The sequence below is a fragment of the Streptomyces sp. NP160 genome (genome assembly GCF_006335115.1).
Lineage (GTDB): Bacteria > Actinomycetota > Actinomycetes > Actinomycetales > Quadrisphaeraceae > Quadrisphaera.
In genome coordinates this window covers 223,896-248,115 of sequence record NZ_VDMJ01000006.1, presented here as the reverse complement: position 1 = coordinate 248,115, position 24,220 = coordinate 223,896, and the positions used below count along the sequence as shown (strand labels likewise).

At 77.6% G+C, this 24,220-nt stretch carries 19 protein-coding genes and 1 pseudogene; 11 read left to right on the top strand and 9 right to left on the bottom strand.

Going from position 1 to position 24,220, the window contains the following annotated elements:
- Window positions 1-53 precede the first annotated feature (53 nt).
- Window positions 54-2,966, top strand: coding sequence for an aminomethyl-transferring glycine dehydrogenase (gene gcvP / locus FHN55_RS05260; RefSeq protein WP_139711173.1), 2,913 nt, complete (start codon window positions 54-56; stop codon window positions 2,964-2,966).
- A 150-nt stretch (window positions 2,967-3,116) separates the two neighbouring features.
- Here the strand turns inward: gcvP and FHN55_RS05255 are convergent, their stop codons facing one another.
- From FHN55_RS05255 to FHN55_RS05245, 3 genes are all read right to left on the bottom strand, one after another.
- Window positions 3,117-3,830 carry a phosphatase PAP2 family protein gene (locus FHN55_RS05255; RefSeq protein ID WP_180357655.1) on the bottom strand — a complete coding sequence of 238 codons (714 nt, stop codon included), beginning with the start codon at window positions 3,828-3,830 and terminating at the stop codon, window positions 3,117-3,119.
- A gap of 67 nt (window positions 3,831-3,897) precedes the next feature.
- Window positions 3,898-4,866 carry an ATP-binding protein gene (locus FHN55_RS05250; RefSeq protein WP_139711171.1) on the bottom strand — a complete coding sequence of 323 codons (969 nt, stop codon included), beginning with the start codon at window positions 4,864-4,866 and terminating at the stop codon, window positions 3,898-3,900.
- A 147-nt stretch (window positions 4,867-5,013) separates the two neighbouring features.
- Window positions 5,014-5,790, bottom strand: coding sequence for a GAF domain-containing protein (locus FHN55_RS05245; protein WP_180357654.1), 777 nt, complete (start codon window positions 5,788-5,790; stop codon window positions 5,014-5,016).
- 116 nt (window positions 5,791-5,906) lie between these two features.
- Between FHN55_RS05245 and FHN55_RS05240 the strand changes: the two genes are divergently transcribed.
- Window positions 5,907-6,284, top strand: a complete 378-nt coding sequence (locus FHN55_RS05240; protein ID WP_139711169.1) for a response regulator transcription factor — start codon at window positions 5,907-5,909, stop codon at window positions 6,282-6,284.
- Window positions 6,285-6,307: 23 nt separating this feature from the next.
- Here the strand turns inward: FHN55_RS05240 and FHN55_RS05235 are convergent, their stop codons facing one another.
- Window positions 6,308-9,160, bottom strand: coding sequence for a LuxR family transcriptional regulator (locus FHN55_RS05235; protein WP_139711168.1), 2,853 nt, complete (start codon window positions 9,158-9,160; stop codon window positions 6,308-6,310).
- A gap of 274 nt (window positions 9,161-9,434) precedes the next feature.
- Here FHN55_RS05235 and FHN55_RS05230 point away from each other — a divergent pair, with 274 nt between their 5' ends.
- Genes FHN55_RS05230 through wecB form a run of 5 tightly spaced genes read left to right on the top strand, consistent with a single transcriptional unit; the run spans window position 9,435 to window position 14,388 of the window.
- A complete protein-coding gene (locus FHN55_RS05230; RefSeq protein WP_180357653.1) occupies window positions 9,435-10,373 on the top strand; it encodes a GGDEF domain-containing protein in 939 nt (312 codons plus the stop codon).
- Window positions 10,370-10,951 (top strand): hypothetical protein, encoded by a 582-nt coding sequence (locus tag FHN55_RS22550; RefSeq protein WP_180357652.1) that lies wholly within the window; start codon window positions 10,370-10,372, stop codon window positions 10,949-10,951. Before FHN55_RS05230 ends, FHN55_RS22550 begins: the two co-directional genes overlap by 4 nt.
- Complete coding sequence (locus FHN55_RS05220) at window positions 10,944-12,374, top strand: glycosyltransferase family 2 protein (RefSeq protein WP_139711165.1); 1,431 nt, start codon at window positions 10,944-10,946, stop codon at window positions 12,372-12,374. Before FHN55_RS22550 ends, FHN55_RS05220 begins: the two co-directional genes overlap by 8 nt.
- Window positions 12,371-13,195, top strand: coding sequence for a hypothetical protein (locus FHN55_RS05215; protein WP_139711164.1), 825 nt, complete (start codon window positions 12,371-12,373; stop codon window positions 13,193-13,195). The genes FHN55_RS05220 and FHN55_RS05215 overlap by 4 nt, the downstream gene beginning before the upstream one ends.
- Window positions 13,192-14,388 carry a non-hydrolyzing UDP-N-acetylglucosamine 2-epimerase gene (wecB, locus tag FHN55_RS05210; RefSeq protein WP_257570706.1) on the top strand — a complete coding sequence of 399 codons (1,197 nt, stop codon included), beginning with the start codon at window positions 13,192-13,194 and terminating at the stop codon, window positions 14,386-14,388. The genes FHN55_RS05215 and wecB overlap by 4 nt, the downstream gene beginning before the upstream one ends.
- 329 nt (window positions 14,389-14,717) lie before the next feature.
- Here the strand turns inward: wecB and FHN55_RS24240 are convergent, their stop codons facing one another.
- Both FHN55_RS24240 and FHN55_RS24235 read right to left on the bottom strand, forming a co-directional pair.
- Window positions 14,718-15,086, bottom strand: a complete 369-nt coding sequence (locus tag FHN55_RS24240; protein ID WP_373995701.1) for a methyl-accepting chemotaxis protein — start codon at window positions 15,084-15,086, stop codon at window positions 14,718-14,720.
- Window positions 15,087-15,242: 156 nt separating this feature from the next.
- Window positions 15,243-15,974, bottom strand: a pseudogene (locus FHN55_RS24235) (GAF domain-containing protein); the annotation flags it as partial.
- A 442-nt stretch (window positions 15,975-16,416) separates the two neighbouring features.
- Here FHN55_RS24235 and FHN55_RS05200 point away from each other — a divergent pair.
- The gene (locus tag FHN55_RS05200) at window positions 16,417-17,622 is read left to right on the top strand and encodes an aminotransferase class I/II-fold pyridoxal phosphate-dependent enzyme (RefSeq protein ID WP_306821785.1); all 1,206 of its coding nucleotides are present in this window, start codon (window positions 16,417-16,419) and stop codon (window positions 17,620-17,622) included.
- Between the two features lie 16 nt (window positions 17,623-17,638).
- On the opposite strand, the gene FHN55_RS05195 is transcribed toward FHN55_RS05200, so the two are convergent.
- Entirely contained in the window at window positions 17,639-18,637 is a 999-nt protein-coding gene (locus tag FHN55_RS05195) for a cell wall-binding repeat-containing protein (protein WP_139711163.1), read from the bottom strand.
- A gap of 95 nt (window positions 18,638-18,732) precedes the next feature.
- Here FHN55_RS05195 and FHN55_RS05190 point away from each other — a divergent pair, with 95 nt between their 5' ends.
- Window positions 18,733-19,038, top strand: a complete 306-nt coding sequence (locus FHN55_RS05190) for an STAS domain-containing protein (protein ID WP_139711162.1) — start codon at window positions 18,733-18,735, stop codon at window positions 19,036-19,038.
- 39 nt (window positions 19,039-19,077) lie between these two features.
- Here the strand turns inward: FHN55_RS05190 and FHN55_RS05185 are convergent, their stop codons facing one another.
- Window positions 19,078-20,196 (bottom strand): glycosyltransferase family 1 protein, encoded by a 1,119-nt coding sequence (locus tag FHN55_RS05185; RefSeq protein WP_139711161.1) that lies wholly within the window; start codon window positions 20,194-20,196, stop codon window positions 19,078-19,080.
- A gap of 180 nt (window positions 20,197-20,376) precedes the next feature.
- On the opposite strand from FHN55_RS05185, the gene FHN55_RS05180 reads away from it, so the two are divergent.
- Window positions 20,377-20,661: a DUF1490 family protein gene (locus FHN55_RS05180; RefSeq protein ID WP_180357651.1), complete on the top strand. Its 285-nt coding sequence runs from the start codon at window positions 20,377-20,379 to the stop codon at window positions 20,659-20,661.
- Between the two features lie 7 nt (window positions 20,662-20,668).
- Complete coding sequence (locus tag FHN55_RS05175) at window positions 20,669-22,933, top strand: cation-translocating P-type ATPase (protein ID WP_139711159.1); 2,265 nt, start codon at window positions 20,669-20,671, stop codon at window positions 22,931-22,933.
- Here FHN55_RS05175 and xerC read toward each other — a convergent pair.
- Entirely contained in the window at window positions 22,894-24,174 is a 1,281-nt protein-coding gene (gene xerC, locus FHN55_RS05170) for a tyrosine recombinase XerC (protein WP_139711158.1), read from the bottom strand. The two genes, FHN55_RS05175 and xerC, sit on opposite strands and share 40 nt — an antisense overlap.
- Window positions 24,175-24,220 lie beyond the last annotated feature (46 nt).

The window sequence follows — 24,220 nt, the reverse complement described above, 5'->3', positions numbered from 1 at the left end:
CACTGGAGGGTGACTGAGGGGGAGGACCGCTGCGTCGCGCCCCGGGAGCCTCCGTGTCAGACCACTCCACCCTCGCCGAGCTCGGTGAGGACGCCTTCACCGCCCGCCACGTCGGCCCCGACGCCGAGCAGGTGGCCGCGATGCTCGCCGTCGTCGGCCACGGCTCCCTCGCCGAGCTCATGGACGCGGCAGTGCCCGCCGGCATCCGCACCTCCGGCCCGCTGGACCTCTTCGAGGCCCGCACCGAGCGCCAGGTGGCCGCCGAGCTGGTCGAGCTCGCCAGCCGCAACCGGCCGCTGGAGCCGATGATCGGCCTCGGCTACCACGGCACCACCACGCCGCCGGTCATCCGGCGCAACGTGCTCGAGAACCCCTCCTGGTACACGGCCTACACGCCGTACCAGCCCGAGATCTCCCAGGGCCGCCTCGAGGCGCTGCTGAACTTCCAGACCCTGGTCTCCGACCTCACCGGGCTGCCGGTGGCGGGGGCGTCCCTGCTCGACGAGGGCACCGCCGCCGCCGAGGCGATGACGCTCGTGCGGCGCGCCGACAAGAGCGCCACGGGCCCGTTCGTCGTCGACGTCGACGTGCTCCCCCAGACGGTCGAGGTGGTCCGCACCCGCGCCGCCGCCATGGGCGTCGAGGTGGTGGTGACGGACCTGTCCGCCGGGCTGGCCGGTGCCGCCGGGGTCCCCGAGCGGGTCAGCGGCGTGCTGGTCCAGCACCCCGGCGCCTCGGGCCGCGTCCCCGCGCTGCGCGGCCTGGCCGAGCAGGTGCGCGAGCGGGGCGGGCGCCTCGTCGTCGCCGCGGACCTGCTGGCGCTGACGCTGCTGGAGGCGCCCGGCGCGCTGGGCGCCGACGTGGTGGTGGGCAGCTCGCAGCGCTTCGGCGTGCCGCTGTTCTACGGCGGCCCGCACGCCGCGTTCATGGCGGTGGCCAAGGGCCTGGAGCGCAACCTGCCCGGCCGTCTGGTGGGGGTCTCGGTGGACTCCTCCGGCCAGCGCGCCTACCGCCTGGCGCTTCAGACCCGCGAGCAGCACATCCGCCGCGACCGCGCCACGAGCAACATCTGCACCGCGCAGGTGCTCCTCGCGGTGGCGGCCTCGATGTACGCCGTCTACCACGGGCCGGACGGCCTGCGGGCGATCGCGCAGCGCACCCACCGCACCGCCGCCGTGCTGGCCGCCGCCCTGCGCGAGGGCGGCGTCGAGGTGGTGCACGAGCAGCTCTTCGACACCGTCCTGGCGCGCGTGCCCGGCCGCGCCGCGGCCGTCGTGGCGGCGGCGCGCGAGGCCGGCGTGCACCTGCGCCTGGCCGACGCCGACCACGTGGGCGTCTCCTGCTCGGAGCGGACCGACCTCGAGGTGGTCGGCCGCGTGCTGCGCGCCTTCGGCCTGGACGCCGCCGCCACCGACGAGCGCGCCCTGGCCGACCTCGACGTTCGCACCCCCGACGCCCTCCCCCGCGACCTGCTGCGCACCACGCCGTACCTGGAGCACCCGGTGTTCCACCAGCACCGCTCGGAGACGGCGCTGCTGCGCTACCTGCACCGCCTCTCGCGGCGCGACTACGCCCTCGACCGCGGCATGATCCCGCTCGGCTCCTGCACCATGAAGCTCAACGCGACCGCCGAGATGGAGCCCATCAGCCTCCCCGGCTTCGCCGACCTGCACCCGTTCGCGCCCGCGGAGGACGCCGAGGGCTACCGGGTGCTCGTGGAGCGGCTCGAGGCGTGGCTGGCCGAGGTGACGGGCTACGACAGCGTCTCGGTGCAGCCGAACGCCGGCTCGCAGGGCGAGCTCGCCGGCCTGGTGGCCATCCGCGGGTACCACCGCGCCCGCGGCGAGGAGCAGCGCGACGTCTGCCTCATCCCCAGCTCCGCGCACGGCACCAACGCCGCCTCGGCGGTGATGGCGGGCATGCGCGTGGTGGTGGTCGCCTCGGCGCCCGACGGCTCGGTCGACCTCGACGACCTGCGCGCCCAGTGCGAGGCCCACCGCGAGGACCTCGCCGCGATCATGGTCACCTACCCTTCCACCCACGGGGTGTACGAGCCCGGCATCACGCGGGTGTGCGAGCTGGTGCACGAGGCGGGCGGCCAGGTGTACGTGGACGGCGCCAACTTCAACGCCCTGCTCGGCTACGCCAAGCCCGGCGAGTTCGGCGGCGACGTCTCGCACCTGAACCTGCACAAGACCTTCTGCATCCCCCACGGCGGTGGCGGACCGGGCGTCGGCCCGGTGGCCGTGCGCGCGCACCTGGCCCCGCACCTGCCCACGCACGAGGCCCACCCGGACCCGGCCCGCCGCACCGCTCCCGGCGGCACCGGCGCCATCGCCGCCGCGCCGCACGGCTCGGCGGGCATCCTGCCCATCTCGTACGCCTACCTGCGCCTCATGGGCGGGTCGGGCCTGGCGGCGGCGACGGCCACGGCGGTGCTGTCGGCCAACTACGTGGCTGCACGGCTGGGCGAGGCCTACCCGGTGCTCTACACCGGCGACGGCGGGCTCGTGGCCCACGAGTGCATCCTCGACCTGCGCCCGCTCACCAAGGCCACCGGCGTGACCGTCGACGACGTGGCCAAGCGGCTCATCGACTACGGCTTCCACGCCCCCACCACGAGCTTCCCGGTGGCCGGCACGCTCATGGTGGAGCCCACCGAGAGCGAGGACCTGCCCGAGGTCGACAGGTTCGTCGACGCGATGCTGGCCATCCGCGCCGAGGCGCAGAAGGTGGCCGACGGCGAGTGGGAGCTGGCGGCGTCCCCGCTGCGCGGCGCTCCGCACACGGCCGAGCGCGCGCTGTCCGGCGAGCTGCCGTACAGCGCCCAGCTGGCCGCCTTCCCCGCCGGGCCGGACCCGGACAAGTACTGGCCGCCGGTGGGCCGCATCGACGGCAGCTTCGGGGACCGCAACCTCGTCTGCTCCTGCCCGCCGGTGGAGGCCTACAGCAGCGCTGGCGCCTGAGCTCCCGCTGGTCGCGCACTGCACCAGTCGTGCAGCGCCAGGTCGCAGCGCAGCGCCAGGTCCTCGAGGCCGGACAGGACCTCGAGGACCTGGCGCGTGCACGACGGCCTGGCGCTGCAGGTGGCCGACCGCCCGTGGTGGCCTGCGGGCTCAGCGGGGCTCGCGCACGAGGTCACGGCCGTCCCCGGCGCGGGCCGCGGCGGCCGTGCCGTCCGCGGCGCTGCACCGCACCAGCACCGTCCACGAGAGCGCGGTCAGCGCGGCCCCGGCCACGACGTCGAGCAGCCAGTGGTTGCCGGTGCCCAGCACCACGAGCACCGTCACCGCCGGGTGCAGCAGCACGACCGTCCGCAGCCACCGCCGCCGCACCACGAGCAGGAGCACCAGGGCGCACCACAGCGACCACCCCACGTGCATGGACGGCATCGCGGCCAGCTGGTCCACCCCGCTGGTGCCGACCGGCGGGGCAGCGGACCACCACCCTGTCCCCGCCGTGGCGGACACCACGTCGACGTACCCCGCCAGCAGCCGCGGCGGCGCGGTGGGCAGGAGGAAGTAGCCGGCCAGGGCCGCCGCGGTGGTGGCGAAGAAGGCGTTGCGCACCGCCCGGTAGAGCGCCGGGAGGCGCCAGTACGCCAGTGCCAGCACGGCGGGGGTGACCGTGTAGTGGAGCGCGGAGTACCAGGCGGCCGAGAGCAGCGACAGCACCGGTGAGGCGGCCACCGCCCGGTCGAGCACCTGCTCGGGCGCCAGCCCCAGCGCCTGCTCGACGCCCAGCAGCGCGCGGGCGTGCGCGAACGCCGCCGCCACGTCGTCACCCGCGAGGCGCTGCACCGACTCGTAGGCGACCAGGAACGCCACCACGAGCAGCGCCTCGGCCCACAGCGCGGGCCTGCGCCGCGTCGCCGCCGGCCGGGCGGCGCGCGTCCTCTCAGCCGCGGGTCGCAGCGATGACCTCGTCGAGGTAGGCCCGGCGCACCGCGCGCTGCTGGGCGGGGGTCCGGGCCGCGCTGAGCAGCGCCCCGCCGAGCTCGGCCAGCACCTCCGCGGCCTCCACCGCGTCACGGTAGGCGGTGGCGCGCTCGGCGGTGCCAGGGGGCAGCTGCAGGACCAGCGCCACCCGCTCCTGGCCGTCGGCCACGGCGCGGCTGACCTGGTGGCGCACCTGCCGGCGCACGTCGTCGAAGGCGCGGGCGGCCTCGTCGAGGCGGCGGGCGACCCCGAGGGCGCGGTCCCCCACCCCGGCGGTCCCCGCGCCGCCCTGGGCCAGCAGCACCAGCTGCAGCTCGCGCAGGACGTCGTCCATGCGCTCCTTCGCCGCGAGGAGGTGAGCGGCGACCAGCACCGGGAGCACCACCTCGGAGGTCGGTCCCGCCGGGGGCACCGGCACCACCAGCTCGCGGGGGGCGTCGGCCAGGGCGTCCACCTCGTCGCTCCACGCGGCGAGGAGCTCCTCCACGCTGAGCTCGGCGACGTCGGGGACGGGGTCGCCGGCCGGCTCCTCGTCGATCTCGAACCACACGCTCTTGCCGGCCCCGCGCGAGGGGCCGGCGCCCCACCGGGCGACCAGGCGCTCGACGAGCGCCAGACCGCGACCGCTCATCGCGGAGGCGCTCGGCGCCACGAGCACGGGCATCGCCGGCGAGGAGTCGCGCACGCTGACGCGCACCCCGGCCTGGAGCCGCTGGACGACGACGTCGAAGGGGCTGCGGGCGTGCAGCACGGCGTTCGCCGCGAGCTCGGAGACCACGAGGCCGGCGTCGTCGGCGAGCCCGGGCAGCCCGCTGGAGGACAGCACGTCCACGACGAACCGCCGCGCGGCCCGCACCGACGCGACCTCCGGCGGGTACGTCGTGGTGGCCAGCGCGCTGCGCACCGCCGGCAGGTCTTGCGTGGACACCGCTCGCCCGTCCACAGGTCTCCGCTCTCGAGCTCGACCGTCAGCGTGCTCGGCGGCCGGGTCCGAGGGTAGGCGACGCCCGGGCCGTGCGCGTGCGCCGCGCGGTCGGCCCCGGCCAGCGGTGCTCAGTGGGCGCTCAGCGGGCGCTCAGCGGCCCAGCACCTCGCGCGTGGTCAGGCGTCCGGCCAGGAGGGCGGCGGCGGCGTCGTCCACGGTCGTGCCCTCGATGAGGCTGTAGGTGCGCAGGGCGTCCAGCGCGCTGTCGTGGTCGAGGAAGGGCGCGTTGTCGATGAGCACGGCCTCGGCCGTCCACACGGTGCTGCGGCGTGCGGTGGTGGAGGAGTCGAGCCACACGGCTCCCCCGGCCGAGGGGGGCGGGGAGGCCTCGTCCAGCACCTCACCGAGGGCCGCGCCCACCCGGGAGGCGTCGAGCCACCAGGGCGGGCCGGCGGGGGACGCCTCGTAGGTGTTGAGGGCCACGAGGAGCCCGGAGGCGAGGCGGACCGGCACGGCCACCACCAGGGCGTAGCCGGTCTCGTGCTGCAGGGCCCGCGCGTAGGCGGGCCAGCGGCGGCGGGACGTGGGGACGTCCGAGAGGTCGGCCACCACCGCGACCCCCGTCCGGTAGGCCTCCCAGCAGGGGCCCTCGCCGGCGGTGAACTGCAGCTGCTCGGCGCGCGCGGCCACCTGGTCGCTGACCCCCACGGGCACCGACATGCCGGGGGCGAACAGGGCGCTGATGGTGGCGCCCTCGGCCCCGAGGGCCTCCGCCGCCGCGGCCGCCAGGCGGTCGGCCAGGTCGGTGGCGGGCGCGTCGGCACCGGCGGCGGCTCGCAGGGCGCGCGCCGCCCGCAGCGCCGTCCGGCGGGGCTGGTGCTCCTCCAGGTCCTCACCTCCCCCGCGCTCGCCCGCCCCGGTGCTCACCACGGGTGGGGCTCCGGGTGGCTGACGAGGTCGTGACCCCGCCGTCCGCAGGGGCCGGCCGCGTACTGTGTCCACCCTGCACGCACCTCCGCCGTCGCGCCGGACAGGACGTCCTGATGCCCGCTCACCCGAGGCACGAGGCCACCGCCTCCTCGCAGGACTGGCTGCGCCTGCTCGACGCCGTGGCCGGTGGTGAGGTGCGCGTCGTCCTGAGCAGCAGCCGCGGGTCCCGCGCGGTGCTCGTCTCCGAGGACGACCTGCGCCGCCTGGAGGAGGCCGAGCGCTCCCGGCGGGTGGCCGTGGTGCTGACGCCGCGCGAGCGCGACGTGCTGCTCCACGTCGAGCGGGGCCTCTCGACCACCGGCATCGCGGAGGCCCTGGGCGTGGCCCAGGGCACGGTGGTGCAGCACCTGGCCGCGGCGCGCCGCAAGTACGGCGTGCGCAGCAGCGGACAGGCCGCGGCCCGCGCGCGTGGAGCCGGCGACCTCGACTGAGGCCCGGGGGTGCGCGGCGCCCGTCACCGGTCCTCCAGCCGGGCCCGGAGGTGCTGTCGACCGGGCACCCCGAGCTTGGCGTAGACGTGCTGGAGGTGGTGGGCCACCGTGCGCGCGCTGATCCCCAGGCTGCGGGCGATGTCGGCGTTGGCGAGGCCCTTGGCCGCCAGCGACGCGACGGTGCGCTCCTGGCCGGTGAGCACCGCCGACCCCATCGGGCGGGGCGGGCGCTGGGGCGCTGTCGCCTCGAGCTCTCGGCGCGCGAGCTCGGCGAAGGCCGTGGAGCCGTGGTCCTCGAAGATCCGCAGGGCCGCCCCGAGCGGCTCGCGCGCCCAGACCCCGTGCCGCGAGCGGCGCAGCAGCATGCCGAGGGCCAGCTGCGGCGCCGCGGCCGCCGGCCCCTGGCCCGCAGCCGCGACCGCCTCCTCCAGCAGCGCCCGCTGCTCGGCGGGGTCCTCGCTGGCGGTGGCGCGCGACGCGAGGGCGCTGGAGACCGCCAGCGGCGCCCCGCTGCCGGCGGCCCACGCGGTGACCTGCTCGACCACGCGGGCCAGGGCCGCCGGGTCCGCACCCGACTCGCGCAGCGCATGGACCGTGGGGAGGGCGTTCAGGAGGGCGCCGGCGTCGGCGGGGGCGCCGTCCGGCGGCCACAGCGCGAGCAGCTCCGCGGCCGCTGCGGCCAGGTCCCCCCGCAGGCGGTGGGCGTGGGCGCGGCACCACACGGCGCCGGAGCGCTCCGTGCTCTCGGGCAGGTCGACGGCGTCCGGCAGCGCCCCGTCCGGGACCTGGCCGCTCCCCAGGCGCTCCAGGAGCAGCTCGGCCTGCCCGACGGCCGCGGCCGCCTCGGGCGCGTGGCGCAGCGCCGCTCGCGCCTGCTGCACGTGGTGGCGCGCCTCCGGGACCCCGGTGAGGTCCAGCGAGACCGCGACCAGGGCCAGGTGGAGGTCCACCGCGGCGGGACCGGTGGTGGGCCAGGCGGCCGCGATCGACCGGCAGAGGCTGCCCACCTGCTGGCTCCGGCCGAGCAGGCGGCCGGCGTCGGCTGCGAGGCGCAGCACCGGCAGTCCGGCGCCCGAGAGCACCTCGAGCGCGTCGTCCAGGGCGCGCCGCTGCTCCGCGGGGCCGGTGCGGTCCCACGGCAGGGCGAGCCGGGAGACCGAGCGCAGCCGGGCGGCGACGTCCGCGGGCAGCACCGGCAGGGCGGCGTCCAGCGCGGCGAGCGGCCTCGCGCGGCGTCCGGCCACCAGCACGAGCGCCGTGCCGGTGGCCAGGACCTCCTCGGTTGCTCCCGACGCGCCGGCGTCCCCCTCACCTCCGGCGACCCCGGGGCCCTGCGCGGTGGCTGCCGCGGCCGCGAGGTGGCCCAGCGCGTCCTGCAGGTGCTCCACGGCGGCGGCCCGGTCGCCGCGGGCCAGGGCCGCGAGCCCGCGCCAGCGCTCGTGCGCTCCGGAGGAGGCGCTGCTGCGAGCACCCCCGCCGTCCGTCGCTGCGGCGCGCGCAGCCAGGTCGTGGGCGCGCCCGGTGCGGCCGCTTGCGAGCGCCACCTCGGCCGCCCGGTGCAGCGCGGCAGCGCCGGCCGAGCCGGGCTCCGCTGCGCCGCTCCCGCCGTCGGCGGCGAGGTGCAGGTCGGCGGCCAGGGCGAAGAGCTCCCCGCTGCGCTGGGCGTCCACCCCGAGCAGGGAGCGCGCCGCAGCCTCGAGGGGACCTGCCAGGCCCGCCGCGGCCGCCGGGTCGGCGAGCACGCGCTGGCGCAGCGCTTCGGCCGCCATCCGCCGGCCCGCGGCGGGCGGCGCCGCTGGGGCGGCCTCCTCCAGGCGCAGCGCCCAGGCCGCGCGGAGCTCGGCCGTCTCGGCCTCCTCTGCGGCCTCGGCCGCGACGGCGGCCAGGAGGAGGTCGGCCGCGGGGGGCTCCCCCGCAGAGAGCCGGTCGTGGGCGCCGGCCTGCTGCCCGGCGGCCGTGCCCGTGCGCGCCACCAGGGCGGTGAGGTGCGCGCCGGCCGGGTCGTCGAGCAGCCCCCGCGCGGCCAGCTCGCGCCGCGCGTCCTCAGGCACCCCGTCCAGGGCCCGGCGGGCCGCGGCCACCGACGGGTGCGGGGAGCCGCGCAGCAGCCTCCGGCGGAGCGCGTCCGGCCCGGCCGCCGCGCCGAGCGGCTCGGTGAGGCGCGCCAGGTCCACCAGCCTGCGGGGACGGCCGGCCGACAGCTCGGCCACGGCGGTGCGCAGCAGCGGGTCGAGGTCGGGTCGTTCCGCGTCGATGACGGCGAACGAGTCCGCGTCGCCGAGGGGCTCCACCACCACCACCACCACCTCGTCGGTCCCGGCACCCCCGGTCCGGCCGGCTGCCGCCTCAGCGGGGGGCTGCGCCATCTGCTCGTCCGGCAGCACCTGCGCGAGGCACACCGCGGTGCGGGCGAGCCGGCGGGCGAGGAAGCGGAGGACGGCGGCGCTGCCCGGGTCCGCCCAGTGCGCGTCGTCCACGGCCACCAGCACCGGGCGGTGGCGGGCGAGCACCTCCAGGGCTCCGAGGGCGGCCATCGCCACGGGCACCCGGCCCTCGTCCGGGGCGCGGACGCCGACGGCGGCCTCCAGCGCGGAGCGGCGGCCCTCGTCGAGCACACCGTCGAGCTCGGCCAGCAGGGGGCTGAGCACCTGGTGGAGCAGGGCGTGCGGCAGGGAGGACTCATCCCGCGCAGCGCGGGCGCGCAGCACCAGCCAGTCCGCGGAGGCGGAGGAGGCCGCCTCGGCCAGCTCCTCGAGGAGCGCGCTGAGGCCGCTGCCCGGTGGCCCGGTGATCAGCACCGAAGCCCCCTGACCGGTCGCCGCCCGGGAGAGCGCGGAGGTGAGCGCCTGCCTCTGCGCTCCCCTACCTAGAAGCATTGGCAAAAAGTACTAGAAGGAGTGCCCGAGGAACCCACCTCGTGGGCGCCGACCGGGAACCGCCCCCGGCTGCACCGCGCGCGCCGCGCCCTGCCGCGCCGTGGCGGCCAGCCCCTCCGCGCACCGGGGGCAGCGCCGCAGGTCCTCACCCTCAGGCCGGCGACCCGTCATGGGCAGAGGCCTCCGGCCGCCCCGAGCGACCGCCGACCACTCCAGCACCGGATCCGCTCGAGAGGCGCGGGCGGAGACCGGCGGAGCTCTCTGGAGGGGAACCATGACCACGCTGGTCGAGCACAGTGCGCTGGCGGTCCAGGTGTCGGGTGGAGCGGCGCTGTGGGAGCCGTGCACCGCGTTCACCCTCGACGGACTGGCGGCCGACGCCGGGGACCGGTTCGAGATGTGGGGCGTGGCCCGCGTCGTCGCCGGTGGCTGGACCGTGCTGGCCGGCACGGAGGGCTGCGTCGTCCCGGTGGGTGCCGAGCACCGCTGGGAGGACACGCTGTGCGCCTCCCTCCAGCGCGGCCCGGAGGCGGCGCTCGCGGGTGACCTGCGCCGCCGCCGCGACCCGGAGGTGCGCGCCAAGGCCGAGCGCTTCGGCCTGCGCGCCTACGTGGGCGCGCCGCTGCTCCAGGGCGGCCGCCTGGTCGGCTCCCTGTGCGGCTGGTCCAGGACGCCCACCACCGACGACGACGCCCTGCGGGCCCGCGTCACGCGCAACGCCTCCTTCCTCGGCGCCACGCTGGCGCGGGAGCTGCACCGCGTGGACCAGGAGCGCCGCGAGGACTGGGCCCGGAAGCCGTCCAGCCGCGACCACCTGACCCGCCTGCCCGACCGCCGCTCGTGGGGCCAGCTGCTCCAGCACGAGGACGACCGCGGCCGCTCCCTGGCCGAGCCGGCCGCGGTCACCGTGGTGGACGTCGGCACCGTCAGCTCCACCCGCGCTCTCCGCCGGCTCGCCGGCGCGCTGCGGGAGTCCTCGGGCTCCGCCGGCGTCGTCGCCCGCACCGGCGCCCGCCAGTTCGGCGTCCTGTCCACCAGCACCCCCGAGGAGGGACCGCTCGCCGTCTCCGAGCGCGTGCTCGAGCAGCTCCGCTCGGCGGCGCCGCAGGCGCGCGCCGGGAGCGCGGTGCGGCGCGGGCAGACGTCCCTGGCCGAGGTCTGGGTGGCGGCCGAGGGCGACCTGCTCTCCGCCCGCCACCGGGCCACCCGGTGAGCACCCCCGCCACCCCGGCGTCACCGCGCGAGCAGCTCGCGGCGCTGGCGGTCGAGAACGACCTCGACCTCGGGCTGGCCAGGCCTGCCGTCGCCGCCGGGACCGCCACCGCCGTCGTCGCCGTGCTGGTCGGCGGCCGGTGGCTGCGGGTCGCCGAGGCCGCGGTCTCGGAGCAGGTGGCGAGGGCCGTCGGCACGCCCGACGTCCAGCGCGTCGGCACCGCCGTCACCTTCGACCTGGACGGGCGCGCCGTCGGCTACGGCATCACCCTGGGCTGCACCGTCGCCTTCCTCCTGGTGCCGTTCCTGCTCGCGGCGGGTCTGGTGCTGACGCTCCAGCGAGCCTCGGCGCCCCGCACGCTGGCGGCCCTCGGCGCCGCCGTCGCCGTCGTCGCGGTGACGAACCAGGTGCGGCTGCTGGTGATCCTCTGCGGCATCCGCGCGCTCGGCCTGGAGCGCGGCTACTCCGCCACGCACGTGCTGGTGGGCACCACCGTCAGCACCGTCGGCGTGGTGGGCGCCGCTCTGCTCTTCCTCTTCCTGGTGACCCGCGGGGCGAGGGGGGTGCGCCGTGGATGACCCCCGCTCCTGGCTGGCGCTGCTGAACACCGCGGCGTTCCTGCTCTGCGTGGCCTTCCTGGCGTACGTCGGGCTCATCACTCACCGCTTCGTGCGCCGCGGCGACCACCTCCCCGCGGCGCGCGCCGACCACGCCTTCCACCTCGTGGTCCCGTGCCTGGACGAGGAGGGCGTGGTCGTCGGCACGGTCGACCACCTCGTCACCACCTTCCCGGACGCCGTCGTCTGGTGCGTCGACGACGCCTCCTCCGACGCCACCGGCACCCTGCTCGCGCAGCTGGCCGCCACCCGCCCGCAGGTCCGCCTGGTCAGCCGGCGCCTCCCCGAGGCGCGGCAGGGCAAGGGCGCGGCCCTCAACGCCGCCTGGCGCGCGATCGACGCGGCGCTCGGGCCCGAGGTCGACCGGACCCGCGTCGTGGTGGGCGTGGTGGACGCCGACGCCCGCCTCGACAGGTCCTGCCTGGCCACCGTGTGCGGTCCCACGCTCTTCGGCGACCCGACCGTCTCCGCGGTGCAGGTGCTGGTGCGCGTGGTGGAGGACGTCGACGCGCTGACGAGCACCTGCCCGCTGCAGCTCGCGACGTCCCGCGCACCCGGCGGCGACCCCCTCCTGGTGCAGCTGCAGGACCTGGAGTTCTCCGGTCCCATCGCGGCCATGCAGACCCTGCGGCGCGCCACCGGCAGCGTCGGCATGGGCGGCAACGGCCAGTTCACGCGCCTGTCGGCGCTGGACCGGATCGCCGCCGAGCACGGCTCGCCCTGGCACGGCTCGCTGCTGGAGGACTTCGAGCTGGGCCTGCACGTGCTGCTCACGGGCGGGCGCACCGAGTACTGCGGGGAGACCTTCGTGGCCCAGACCGGGCTGCGCACCGTGAAGCCGCTGCTGCGGCAGCGCAGCCGGTGGGCCCAGGGCGGCATGCAGTGCGCCAGGTACTGGTGGCAGGTGGTGACCTCCCCGAACGTCCCCCTCACCGCGGCCCTGGAGATCACCTACTACCTGTCCGTGCCGTGGACGCAGCTCGTCGGCGCCGTGGTCTTCCCGGCGGCGATCGCCGTGGACGTGCACTACGCGCTGTCCACCGCGGGCGGCGCGTCCGGCTGGTGGGTCAGCGGGGCCTGGGGGCTGCTGCCCCTCGCCGTGGTCTTCGGCATCGTCCCGCACGTCATGTGGGGGCCGCTGTACCGCGAGACCACCGGCGGGCACGTCACGCGGCGCCGCGCGGCGCTGCTGTCCGTGGCCAACGCCGCCTACGCCTACCTGCTGCAGGTCGCCGTGTGGTGGGCCTTCTGGCGCACCGTGCGCGGCCGCACCGACTGGAAGAAGACCGCGCGCCGCGTCGCGCCGGCCGCAGCGCCGGCGGGGGCCATCCCCCGCCCCCGGACGCCCGAGCACGCCGAGACCACCGCAGGAGGACAGCGATGAGCACGACCAGCTGGCGGAGGACGACGACGGCGGCCGCGGTGCTCACCGCCGCCCTCGTGGCGGTGCCGGTGGGCGCCGCCCAGGCCGACACCTCGCAGGCCACCGCGAGCCCGCTGACGGTCACGACGGCGGCGGGTGCGAACCTCGCCGTCGCACCGGTCTCGGCCTCCAGCGACGGCACCTCCGACGACCGGGGCCCCACCCCGAGCGGGGTGCTGGGCGGTCAGAGCATCGTCACGGCCGGCGTGGCGGTGGCGGACGTGCGCGCCTTCGCCACCGGCCTCTCGGGCTCGTGCGCGGGCCTGGTGGGCAGCGGGGGCGGCGTGGTGGTGGGCCCGGGCGGGACGTGCGCCGTCAGCGCCGGCAGCGGAGGGGTGCGGATCGCCCTGACGTCGACGGTCGTGCTGACCGCTGACGCCGTCGTCTCCAGCTGCACCGCCAGCAGCACCGGGACCTCGTCGACGAAGACCACCATCATCGGCGGCCAGCTCACCGGACCTCTCGGCGCCACCGCCGCGGTGAGCGCCGGCACCAGCGGCAGCCTCCTCGGCCTCGTCTCGGTCAGCACCGGGTCCACCGGCACGCAGGCGACCGCCGGCCCGGTGTCGACCACCGCGCTGCAGCTGGGCCTGCTGTCGGGCACCGCAGCGGTGCGCGTCGGCGCCGTCACCTGCGGACGCAACGCCGTCGTCGTCCCCACCCCCGCCGTGCCCGCGGCGGGCCTGCCGATCGCGCTGGCCGGCGCCGCCGTGGTGGCGGGCGCCGCCCGCCGCGCGCTGCGGCCGGCCCCCGCGCCGCACGCCGCCGGGGGTGCCTCGTGAGCTCCCGCGGTCGCGCGGACGGGCGGACCGTCGCCGTCGTCATGGGCACCCGACCGGAGATCATCAAGATGGCGCCGGTCGTGCACGCGCTCGCCGCGCGCGGTGCCCGCGCCCGGACGCTGCTCACGGGCCAGCACTACGACCGGGCGCTCGCCGGGTCCTTCGTGGAGGCGTGCGGGCTCACCGACGTCGCCGCACCGGCCGCGTCGCTGGCGGGCCTGGCCCGCGGCGAGCAGGTCGCCGCGATGGTGGTCGGCCTGTCAGCGCAGCTGCGCGAGCTCGCTCCCTCCGCCGTGCTGGTCCAGGGCGACACCAACAGCGCCAACGCCGGCGCCCAGGCCGCGCACTACCTCGGCCTGCCCGTGGTGCACGTCGAGGCGGGACTGCGCTCGGGGGACCGCGGGATGCCGGAGGAGGTCAACCGCCTGCTCATCGGGGCCCTCGCCGACGTGCACTGCGCCCCCACCGCCGAGAGCGCCTCGAACCTGCTGCGCGCCGGCACCGACCCCCACGCCGTCCACGTCACGGGCAACCCCGTGGTGGAGGCGGTGCACGCGTCGCTGCGGGGCCCGCACGGCCCGCGGGCCGCGCAGGACGTGCTGCGCCGGGCCGGGCTCGAGCGGGACGACGTGGTGCTGGCCACGGTCCACCGGCCGGAGAACACCGACGACCCCGCCGCCCTGACCGCCCTGCTCGGCGCCCTGGGAGACCTCCCGGCCCCCGTGCTGCTGCCGGCGCACCCGCGCACCACCGCCCGCATCACCGCGTGGGGCCTCCCGGTGCCCGCCTCGGTGCACCTGGTCGAGCCGGTCGACCACGCGACGTTCCTGGCGCTGGTCGAGCGCGCGGTGCTCGTGGTCTCGGACTCCGGTGGCCTGCAGGAGGAGGTCACCGTCCTGGGCCGGCCCATGGTGGTGGTGCGCACCACCACCGAGCGCCCCGAGAGCGTGGCGGCCGGCTTCTGCCGCCTGTCGCGTCCGGCCGGGGTGGCGCAGGCGGCCGCGGAGCTGCTGCGCCCCGAGCACCTGGCGAGGCTGGCCCGCACGCCCAGCCCCTACGGCGACGGGCGGGCCGGCGAGCGCATCGCCGACCTGGCCCTCGGCGTCACGGGTCCGCTCGCCGGCCCGCTGCGCCCCTTCGAGGAGCTCCTCGCCACCGTCCCGGACGCCGCGGGACGGCCGCCGCACGGCTGAGCCCTGCGCCCCCGCAGGCGGGGTCCAGCACGAGGGCCGCCCGGCACCCGCCGGGCGGCCCTCGTCGTCGTCCTCCCCCTGGTTCGCACTTCCCGCCGAAAGCGCGAACCGGGAGGGGGTCCTTGGCGCACTTTCCGCGGAAAGTGCCACATGGGCGGGGGTCCTTGGCGGACTTTCCGCGGAAAGTGCGAGATGGGACGAGGCGGCGGTGGCCTGCCACCCCGTCGCTGGGGTGATCGAGCAGGTGACGGGGGAGGAGCAGGACCAGGACGACGAGGGCCGCTCCCCTGCGCGGGGAGAGCGGCCCTCGTCGGTGCGTGTCGGGCGCGTCAGCGGGTGGAGCCGCCCTCGAAGGCGCCCGCCATGGCGGCCTGCTCGGCCAGGACGTCGGCGGTGCGCGCCTGCACCGCGTCCAGCTGCCCGATGGTGGCGGCGGCGGCGGTGATGCCCTCCGCCACCGAGGTCGAGGAGCGCTGGATGTCGGCGATGCGCTGCGCGACCTCCTCGGTGGCCTGGGCGGTGGCCCGCGCGAGCTCCTTGACCTCACCCGCCACCACGGCGAACCCTCGGCCGGCCTCACCCGCGCGGGCCGCCTCGATGGTGGCGTTGAGGGCCAGCAGGTTGGTCTGCGCCGCGATGGACGAGATCACCTTGATGATGTCCCCGATGGCGGCCGAGGCCGCGCTGAGCGCCTGCACCTCCTGCTCCACCGCGCGGGCCTGCGCCGCACCCGCCTCGCCCACTCGGGCGGCGTCGTCGGAGGCCGACCGCAGCCGCGAGACCGTGTCGAAGAGGGCGCCGGCGGCGCGCACGTCGTCCTCGGAGCGCTGCAGGGCCTCGAGGCGCAGCGTCACCAGCTCCGCCACCTGCCGCAGCGCCGCGGCGCGGGAGTCGGACAGGGTGGTGGTGACGGTGGTGAAGAAGTCCATCGTCCCGATCACCGCCCCGCCGACGACCACCGGGAAGCACACGCCGGAGCGCACACCGGCGCGCTGGGCGGCAGGGGCGCGGACGCAGTCCGTGATCTCGCCGAGGTCCTCCACCGCCACCAGGTCCCGCGCGCGCCAGGCGCGGCCGGACAGCCCGACGCCCTCGGCGAAGGACGCGGCCAGGGTGACGCGGCGGAACTCCTCACCGGCGGACCCGGACTCCTGCGCGAAGCGCAGCTCGCGCGCGGCGGTGTCCATCGCCCAGAACGAGCCGTAGGCCCACCCGAAGGCCGAGCGCACGGAGTCGAGAGCGCGGCTCAGCACCTCCTCGCGGCTGCGCGCCGCGTTGACGGCGGTGACCACGGTGGTCACCGCCTCGCGGTCCTCGAGCACCTGCGCGGTGTCGCGGCGCGCGCGGACGGTGCCGACCACGTGCGCGGCGATGCGCGAGATGGCGGCCCACTTCTCCTCGCGGCCGTCGAAGAAGGGCAGCGGGACCGTGCCGCGCAGCTCGTGGAGCGCGACGGTGCGGCCGTCCTCGACGATCGGCAGCAGCGCGCCGTGCGTCGCCCCGGCGCGCACGAACCGCTCGCAGCGCTCCGCGGCGCGGCTGGTGCCGGCTGCGAGCGGCAGCCTCACGGGGTGGGTCACCGCCATCACCGTGCGGTGGTCCGGACCGGCGACGGTCGAGGCCCGCAGGCCCAGCGCGCCACCCCCCTCCACGCGGCTCGCGAGGGAGCCGCTGGCCGCGCGCAGCACGAACTCCCCGGTGGCGTCGGGGACCCACACGGCGGCGTACGTGCAGCGCAGCTGCTGGGCCAGCACCTGCGAGATGCGGACCTGCACCTCCAGCTCGTCGACCATCGGGGCGTCGAGCGCGGTCAGCACCGCCTCGAGGGCCTCCACGTCACGCGGGTGCTGCACCCCGGCACCGCTTCCCGGCCGTCCCCCAGCTCGTCCCCACACGGTCGTCCTCCTCCCCCAGCCCCGAGCACGGTCACGACCCGGGTCCTGTCGACATCGGGCCGGGGGGCCTCCACCTGGAGGGCAAGCACCGCGCGAGTCATGGGCAGCCCGGCGGACGTGGCAGCCTGCGCGGGTGGCAGCCCCGCTCGCACCGCCCAGCCCCTCGCGCCGCGCCCTGGCCGTCGAGCCCTTCCACGCCATGGCGTTCGCCGCTCGCGCCGCCGAGCTGCGCGCCCAGGGGCACCACGTGGTGGCCCTCAGCCTGGGCGAGCCCGACGAGGGCGCTCCGCCCGCCGTCCTCGCGGCGCTGCACGCGGTGACCGACGGGCGGCCGCTGCCGTACACCCCGGCGCTGGGCCTGCCGGCGCTGCGCGAGGCCGTGGCCCGGCGCTACCGCGAGCGCCACGGGGTGGACGTGGACCCGCGGCGGGTGGTCATCACCTCGGGGGCGTCGGCGGCGCTGGTGCTCGTGACGGCCCTGGTCGTGGACCCGGGCGACGACGTCCTCATGGCCGACCCCTCCTACCCGTGCAACCGGCAGATCGTCAGGGCGCTCGGGGGACGAGCGGTGGAGGTGCCCACCACCCCCGCCACCCGCTACCAGCTGTCGGCGGCCGCAGCGGCGGCCGCGTGGACGCCGGCGACCCGCGCGCTGCTGGTGGCCACCCCCTCGAACCCGACCGGGACCACGGTGGACCCGGCGGAGCTCGCGGCCGTCTGCCGGCTGGCGCGCGAGCGCGGGGCCTGGTGCGTGGTGGACGAGATCTACCTGGACCTGGCCGACCCCGTGGACGGCGCGCCGCCGCGCAGCGCGCTGGCGCTGGACGACGACGCAGTCGTCATCGGCAGCTTCTCCAAGCACACGGGGATGACGGGGTGGCGGCTCGGCTGGGCCGTGGTGCCCGAGCGGGCGGTGGAGGCCGTGGAGCGGATGGCCGCCAACTTCTTCATCTGCGCCTCCACACCGGCCCAGCACGCGGCGCTGGCGGTCTTCACCCCTGAGTCCCTGGCGCTGGTGGAGCAGCGGCGGCTGGAGCTGCTCGAGCGCCGGGCGCTGGTGCTGGACGGGCTCGGGCGCGCGGGGCTCGAGGTGCCGGTGGCCCCCGACGGCGCCTTCTACGCCTACGTCGACGTCTCCGCCACGGGCCTGGGGGCGTGGGAGCTGTGCGAGCGGCTGCTGGCCGAGGAGCACGTGGCGCTGACGCCGGGACGGGACTTCGGCGCTGCGACCGCCGAGACGCACGTGCGCCTGTCGTACGCGGCCTCGCGCGCCGACCTGGTGGAGGGGCTGGCGAGGCTGCGGCGCTTCACCTCCCGGCTGCGCCCGTCGTCGTCCTGATCCCCGGTGGTCCCCGTCACCGGCAGGGGGTGGCCGTCAGCGAGGCGTCGGACAGCACGGCCGCTCCGCCGAGGCCGGTGACCTGCTGCACGCCGAGGTCGGCGTAGGCCTTGGCGGTGGCCGCGGGCAGGCAGTCGCGGCGGGTGAGCAGGAGCGGGGCGCCGAGCGCGGCGCCGGCGAGGGCGTCGGGGAAGACCTCCCCGCTGGCGAGCAGGGTCGAGGGCACCGACTCCCACGTGTCGCGCGCCACCGCCGCGGCGGTGGCGTAGCGGTCGTCGCCGGAGAGCCGGACCACCACGGTGTCCGGCAGCAGCGCCCGCAGCTGCTGCTGCACGTCCGGGGTGACCACCGCGGGTCCGCCCACCAGCGTGATGCGCGTCGGCGCGAGCGCCGTCAGCGCCGCCCTGGTGGGGCCGGGGAGCGCGCCGCGCTCGGTGAGCAGGAGCGGGGAGCCCAGCGCAGCCCCGGCGGAGCCGGCGGCGAGCGCGTCGGGGAAGTCCTGCCCCGAGGCGAGCACGACCTCCGAGGCGCCGGAGAAGTCCGTGGTGGCCACGGACGCCGCGGTCTCGTAGCGGTCGGCCCCCTGCAGCCGCACCACGCCCTCGGAGGCCAGCGGGGCCAGCTGCTGCGCCACGTCGTCCCCCACCACCGCGGAGCCGCCCACCACGTGCACCACCGCCGGGGAGAGCCGCTCCAGCTCGGTGCGCACGACGGCGGGCAGCGGCCCCGGCGGCACGGTGAGCACCGGGCCGCCCAGCTGCGCCGCCAGGGGCGCAGCGGCGAGGGCGTCGGGGAAGCGGGTGCCGCTCACCACCACGACGTCGTGCGCGCCGTCGGGGAAGGCCTCGCGGGAGACCGCCGCGGCGGTGGCGTAGCGGTCCGGGCCCCACCAGCGCGCGGGGGCGGTGGCCGCCTGCGCCGGCGGCGGGGCGACCACGGAGGCGGCGAGCGCGCCCAGGGTCAGCGCGCCGGCCACCGCCGAGGCGGCAGCCCGCCGCACCAGAGCCGCGCCCACCCGATCACCGTCGCACGGGTGGCCCCCGGGGGCCGGGAGGCGCGCCGGGCCGGGGTGCCTGTGCGGTGAGCCGCCGGGTGGGCCAGCATGGCCGGGTGTCCGCTGACGAGTCGCCCCAGCCGCCGGGCATGGCGCTCGACCCCGCCGACCCCGGCCGGCTGGTGCTGAGCGGGGACATCGACGTCTACGCGGTCGCCGGCCACCGCCTGGCCCCGGAGCAGCTGGCCGGGGTGCGCGTGGTCGACCTGCACGAGGTGGGCTTCGTCGACTCCGCCGGGCTGGGCTTCCTCATCGGGCTCTCGCGCCAGGTGCGCCCGCACCGGCTGCGGCTCGAGGGGCTCCACGGCACGGCGCGCCAGATGCTGGTGGTCATGGGCGCCCACCACGTGCTCGACCTCTGAGCTCGACCCCTGAGCTCGGGAGTCCGTGACGCCGGGCGCTCAGACCGTGACGGACAGCGCGTCGCGGTAGTGCTCGAGCAGCTGCCCGCACAGCGCGCTCCAGGTGCGCCCGCGGGTGCGCTCGCGGGCGGCTTCGCCCAGCGCCCGGCGCTTGGCGGCGTCACCGGCGAGGTCGGCGACGTGCCCGCGCAGGCCGGCGAGGTCGCCGGGGGCGTACAGCCAGCCGGTGCGGCTGGGGTCCACCAGGTCGAGCAGGCCGCCCGCGGCGGGCGCGACCACGGGCACGCCGCTGGCGAGGGCCTCCTGGGCGGCCTGGCAGAAGGTCTCGTGCTCCCCGGTGTGGACGAACACGTCGAGGCTGGCGACGGCGGCGGCGAGGCGCTCCCCGGCCAGCTGGCCCAGGAAGGCGGCGTCGGGCAGGAGGGTCTGCAGCCGCGCCCGCGACGGCCCGTCCCCCACCACCACGAGCCGCGTCCCCGGGACCCCGGTCAGGACGGCGAGGTCCTCCAGGCGCTTCTCCGGCGCCAGGCGCCCGACGTAGCCGACCAGCGCCTCGCCGTGCGGGGCGAGGCGGGCGCGCAGGGCGGGGTCGCGGCGGGCCGGGTCGAAGGCGTCGTCCACGCCGCGCGCCCACACGCGGGTCCGCGGGATGCCGCGGGCCCGCAGCTGCCCGGCCACGGTGGCGGTGGGGGCGAGCGTCAGCTCCGCCCGGCGGTGGATCGCCTCCACCCGCCGCCAGGCCGCCTCCTGGGCGGTGCCGATCCTCGCGGTCAGGGGGTAGCGGCTGGCGAAGCCGGCGACGTCGGTCTGGAAGACGGCGACCACGGGCACGCCGAGGCCGTTGGCCGCGCGCGCGGCGGTGCCGCCCAGGCCGAAGGGCGAGGCCAGGTGGACGACGTCGGGGGCGAAGGCGGCGAGCACGGCGCGCAGCCGGGTCGCCGACGGCAGCGGCACCCGGACCTCGGTGTAGCCGGGCAGCCCCAGGGAGGGGACGTCGACCACCATCGCGCCGTGCACGGTCCGGGGGGCGCCCGGGCTGGCGCACACCACGAGCGCTGCGTGGCCCTCGCGCTGGAGGTGCTCGAGCACCCGGAGCACGGAGCGGACCACGCCGTTCATCGCGGGCAGGAACGAGTCGGTGACGATCGCGACCCTCACGCGGCCAGGCTGGGCGCGCCGCCGGTCCGGTGGGCCACCCGCGGGTGACCAGCGGCCGACGCCGGGATGACCATCCTGCGCCGGTCCTATGATCAAGCACCGCCCCAGCGCGCCCATGACGAGAACGGTTGTCATCATGGTCGCGCCCCCGCCCCGCAGAACCACGATCTGGAGGCCCCCGTGGTCGCTGTCGTCGCTCCCCTCGGTCGGCTCCTGCTGACCGCCGCCGCCTCGGCCGGCATCGTCAAGGCGCTCTCCGACGGCCGCGGCGGCACGGCCCTGCGCCGCAGCGCCGTCGGCACCGCCAAGCTGGGCATCCGCGCCTCGCGCGCCGCCGAGGTGGGCGTCGAGAAGCTGCGGCTGGCCACGGGCGACGTCGTCGCGCAGGCCCACGCCGAGCTCGGCGAGCCCGCACCCGTGCCGCGCACCCCCTCGGCCGGGCACAGCCACGACCACGACCACTGAGCACGCCGTGACGGCCGAGACCGCAGCCACCGGCGGGGCGGGCGGGGCGGGCGACCGCCCCCGGGTCAGGGTGGCCGCCGACGCCGGCGGCCGGGTGCGCCTGCAGGCCGACTGGCTGCGCGGGCACCCGGCCCGCGCGGTGGCCGCCGAGGACGCCCTCGACTCCCTCGACGGCGTGCACCTCGTGCGGGCCCACCCGGTGACCGGCGCCGTCGTCGTCCACTGCGACCGCGACCGGACCACCCTGGAGCAGCTCTGCGACGCCGCGGCCTCCGCGGCCGGGGTCGCCGCCGGGGCGGTCGCCTCCCGCACGCCCCGCTCGGCGGACGTCGGCAACGGCGAGGTGGCGCGCATCATCGTGGGCGGCGTCGCCCTGGCCCTGCTGGGCCTGCGCCGGTACGCCTTCGGCAGGCCCCCGCTGCTCGGGCCGACCTCGCGCACCGTCGCCACCGGCGTCACGATCTTCTCCGGCTACCCCTTCCTCAAGGGCGCGCTGCGCTCCATCGGCTCCGGCCGGGGCCTGGGCACCGACGTCCTCGTCACCGCGGCCACCATCGCCAGCCTGCTGCTGCGCGAGAACGTGGTGGCCCTGACCGTGCTGTGGCTGCTCAACATCGGCGAGTACCTGCAGGACCTCACCCTGCGCCGCACGCGGCGCGCCATCGCCGACCTGCTCACCGGCGCCCAGACCGAGGCGTGGGTGCAGCGCGAGGTCGCGGAGGTCGTGGAGGGGGAGGTGCTGCGCAGCACCGTCGAGGTCAGGGTGCCCCTGGAGGAGCTCCGCGTCGGCGACCTCGTCGTCGCCCACGACCAGTCCACCCTCGCCGTGGACGGCGAGGTGGTCGAGGGCGAGGCCGTGGTCGACCAGGCCGCCCTCACCGGCGAGAACCTGCCCGTGCAGCGCGCGGTCGGGGACGCCGTCCTGGCCGGCAGCGTGGTGCTGCGCGGCCGCCTCGTGGTGCGCGCCACCGCCACCGGCTCCGACACCGCCGTGGGGCGCATCGTCGCCCGCGTCGAGCACGCCCAGGCCGACCGGGCACCCGTGCAGACCGTCGGCGACGCGTTCAGCCGCCGCTTCGTGCCCGCGTCCTTCGCGCTCGCGCTCGGCGTGCTCGTAGTCACCCGCGACGTGCGCCGCGCCATGACCATGCTGCTCATCGCCTGCCCCTGCGCCGTCGGCCTGGCCACGCCGACGGCGATCAGCGCCGCCATCGGCAACGGTGCCCGCCGCGGCATCCTCATGAAGGGCGGCTCCCACCTGGAGGCCGCGGGCCGCGTCGACGCGTTCGTCTTCGACAAGACCGGCACCCTCACCCTCGGCCGCCCCGTGGTCACCAACGTCCTGTCCTTCCGCGAGGACTGGACCCCGGAGCAGGTGCTCACCGAGGCCGCCAACTCCGAGGTGCACTCCAAGCACCCGCTCGCCCAGGCGGTCATCAGGGCGGGCGAGGAGCGCCACCTCGTCATCCCCACCCACGACGAGTGCGAGGCGATCCTCGGCCTCGGCATGCGCGTGCTCGCCAGCGGACGCGTGCTGCTCGTTGGCAGCCCCGGGCTCATGGACCGCGAGGGCGTCGAGGTGGACGAGCGCGCCCGGGACTGGGTGGAGCGGCTGCAGGCCCAGGCCGAGACGCCGCTGCTGCTCGCCGTGGACGGCGTCCTGACCGGCCTGGTGAGCCTGCGCGACCAGGTGCGCCCGGAGGCGCGCGAGGTGCTCGACGCGCTGCGGGCCTCCGGCGTGCGGCGCGTCGTCATGCTCACCGGCGACAACCCCGCCACGGCCGCCGCGGTGGCCGCCGAGCTGGGCATCACCGAGTTCCGCTCCCAGGTCATGCCCGAGGACAAGCAGGACGTCGTGCGCGAGCTGCAGGCGGAGGGGCACGTGGTCGCCGTCGTCGGGGACGGCACCAACGACGCCCCCGCGCTGGCCCTGGCCGACCTCGGCATCGCCATGGGCCTGTCGGGCACCGACGTGGCCGTGGAGACGGCCGACGTCGCGCTGGTCGGTGACGACCTGCGCCGACTGCTGCACCTGCGCGACCTCGGCGACCGCACCCTGCGCCTCATCCGCCAGAACTACGGCGCCTCGATCGCCGTCAACGGCGTCGGGCTGGCGCTCGGCGCCGCGGGCGCGCTGTCACCAGTGCTGGCCGCCGTGGCGCACAACGCCTCGTCGGTGTTCGTGGCGGTGAACTCCGCCCGCCTGGTGCGCTACCGGCTCCCGTCGCCGGCTCAGCGGGACGCGGCGCCCGCGGAGGCGCCCGCGCCCTGACCCGGGGCTGCGGCGTCCCGCTGGTCCTCCGCCAGCTCCACGTGGCGCTGGCGGGGGATCAGCGCGGCCGGGGCGACCGCCGGCACCGCGCCGGTGGTGTGCACCTCCCCGGTGCGCAGCCGGGACGTGCCCAGCAGGCGGGCCACCTCGGCGGGGTCCGTGCCCGCGTCGAGCAGGCGCTGGGCGCGGGTCGCGCGCAGCGCGTGCGAGGTGACCCCCGGCAGGCCCGCAGCGTCGAACAGCGCCCGCAGCCGGCGGGTCGTGGCGGCGGGGTCGGCGGCGGTGCCGCGCGAGGTCGGGAAGACCAGCGCCTGCTCGCCGACGTCGGCGCTGGGCCGCTGGCGGCGCGCGCGCAGCAGCGCGGCGAGGGAGTCGGTGATCGGCACGAACCGCTCGTCGGTGGTGCGGCGCACCTCGGTGGCGCGGCCCGACGCCCGGTCCAGGCGCGCCGCGACCCGCACGCCGGCGGCGCCGGGCGTCACGTCGACGTCGGCCCAGCGCAGCGCCAGCGCCTCCCCGAGGCGGGCGCCGGTGCCCAGCAGCAGGGCCACGAGGTCGGTCAGGCCGTGGCGGACCGCGTCGGCGTCCGCCGCGGCGACCACCAGCAGGTGCGCGGCCTCGGCCACGGTGAGCACGGGAGCGGCGGCCGGGGCCGCGGTGACGGGCAGCTCGACGCCGTGCAGGGGGTCGGCCTCCAGCACGCCCTTGGCCAGCGCCACGTCCACCACGCCCCGCAGGCAGTTGCGGGCGGTCCGGGCCGCGGCGGGGCCCGACCTGTCCGCCACCTCGGCCAGCCAGCGCTCGGCGACGGACGCGGACAGGTGCCGCACCTTGAGCATGCCCAGGCGCGGCACGAGGTGCGCCACCACCGAGCGGCGGTAGAGGTCGCGGGTGCCGGGGCGGGCGCCGGTGGCGGCCAGCACGTCGAGCCAGGTGGCGGCGGTGTCGGCCACGGTGGTCACGCGGTCGTCGGCGGCAGCTGCCGCCGCGGCCTCCGAGCGGGCCCGGCGCGCCAGGTTCTCGGCCAGCGCGGCCTCGGCCTCCCGCTGCGTCGCGCCCGTGGCGCGCACCTGGCGGGCCTCGCCGTCTGCGCCCCGCAGGCGGCAGCGGGCCACCCAGCGGCTGCGCCCCATGCCGTGCGCGATCGCAGCGCGCACCCACCGCCCGGTGAGCGGGTCGAGGGTCTCGACGTGCGTGCTCACCAGGCCTGCGGCCCCTGTCGCCAGGGCGGGTCGTCCCACGTCGCTGACGCTAGACCGCGACCGTCCGCGACGTGCCGGTTTCGCC

Coding starts and splice junctions, on each gene's coding strand:
- FHN55_RS05235 (WP_139711168.1), bottom strand. CDS start 9,160: ATGCTTCTAGGTAGGGGAGCGCAGAGGCAGGCGCTCACCTCCGCGCTC.
- FHN55_RS05215 (WP_139711164.1), top strand. CDS start 12,371: ATGAGCACGACCAGCTGGCGGAGGACGACGACGGCGGCCGCGGTGCTC.
- FHN55_RS05230 (WP_180357653.1), top strand. CDS start 9,435: ATGACCACGCTGGTCGAGCACAGTGCGCTGGCGGTCCAGGTGTCGGGT.
- FHN55_RS05240 (WP_139711169.1), top strand. CDS start 5,907: ATGCCCGCTCACCCGAGGCACGAGGCCACCGCCTCCTCGCAGGACTGG.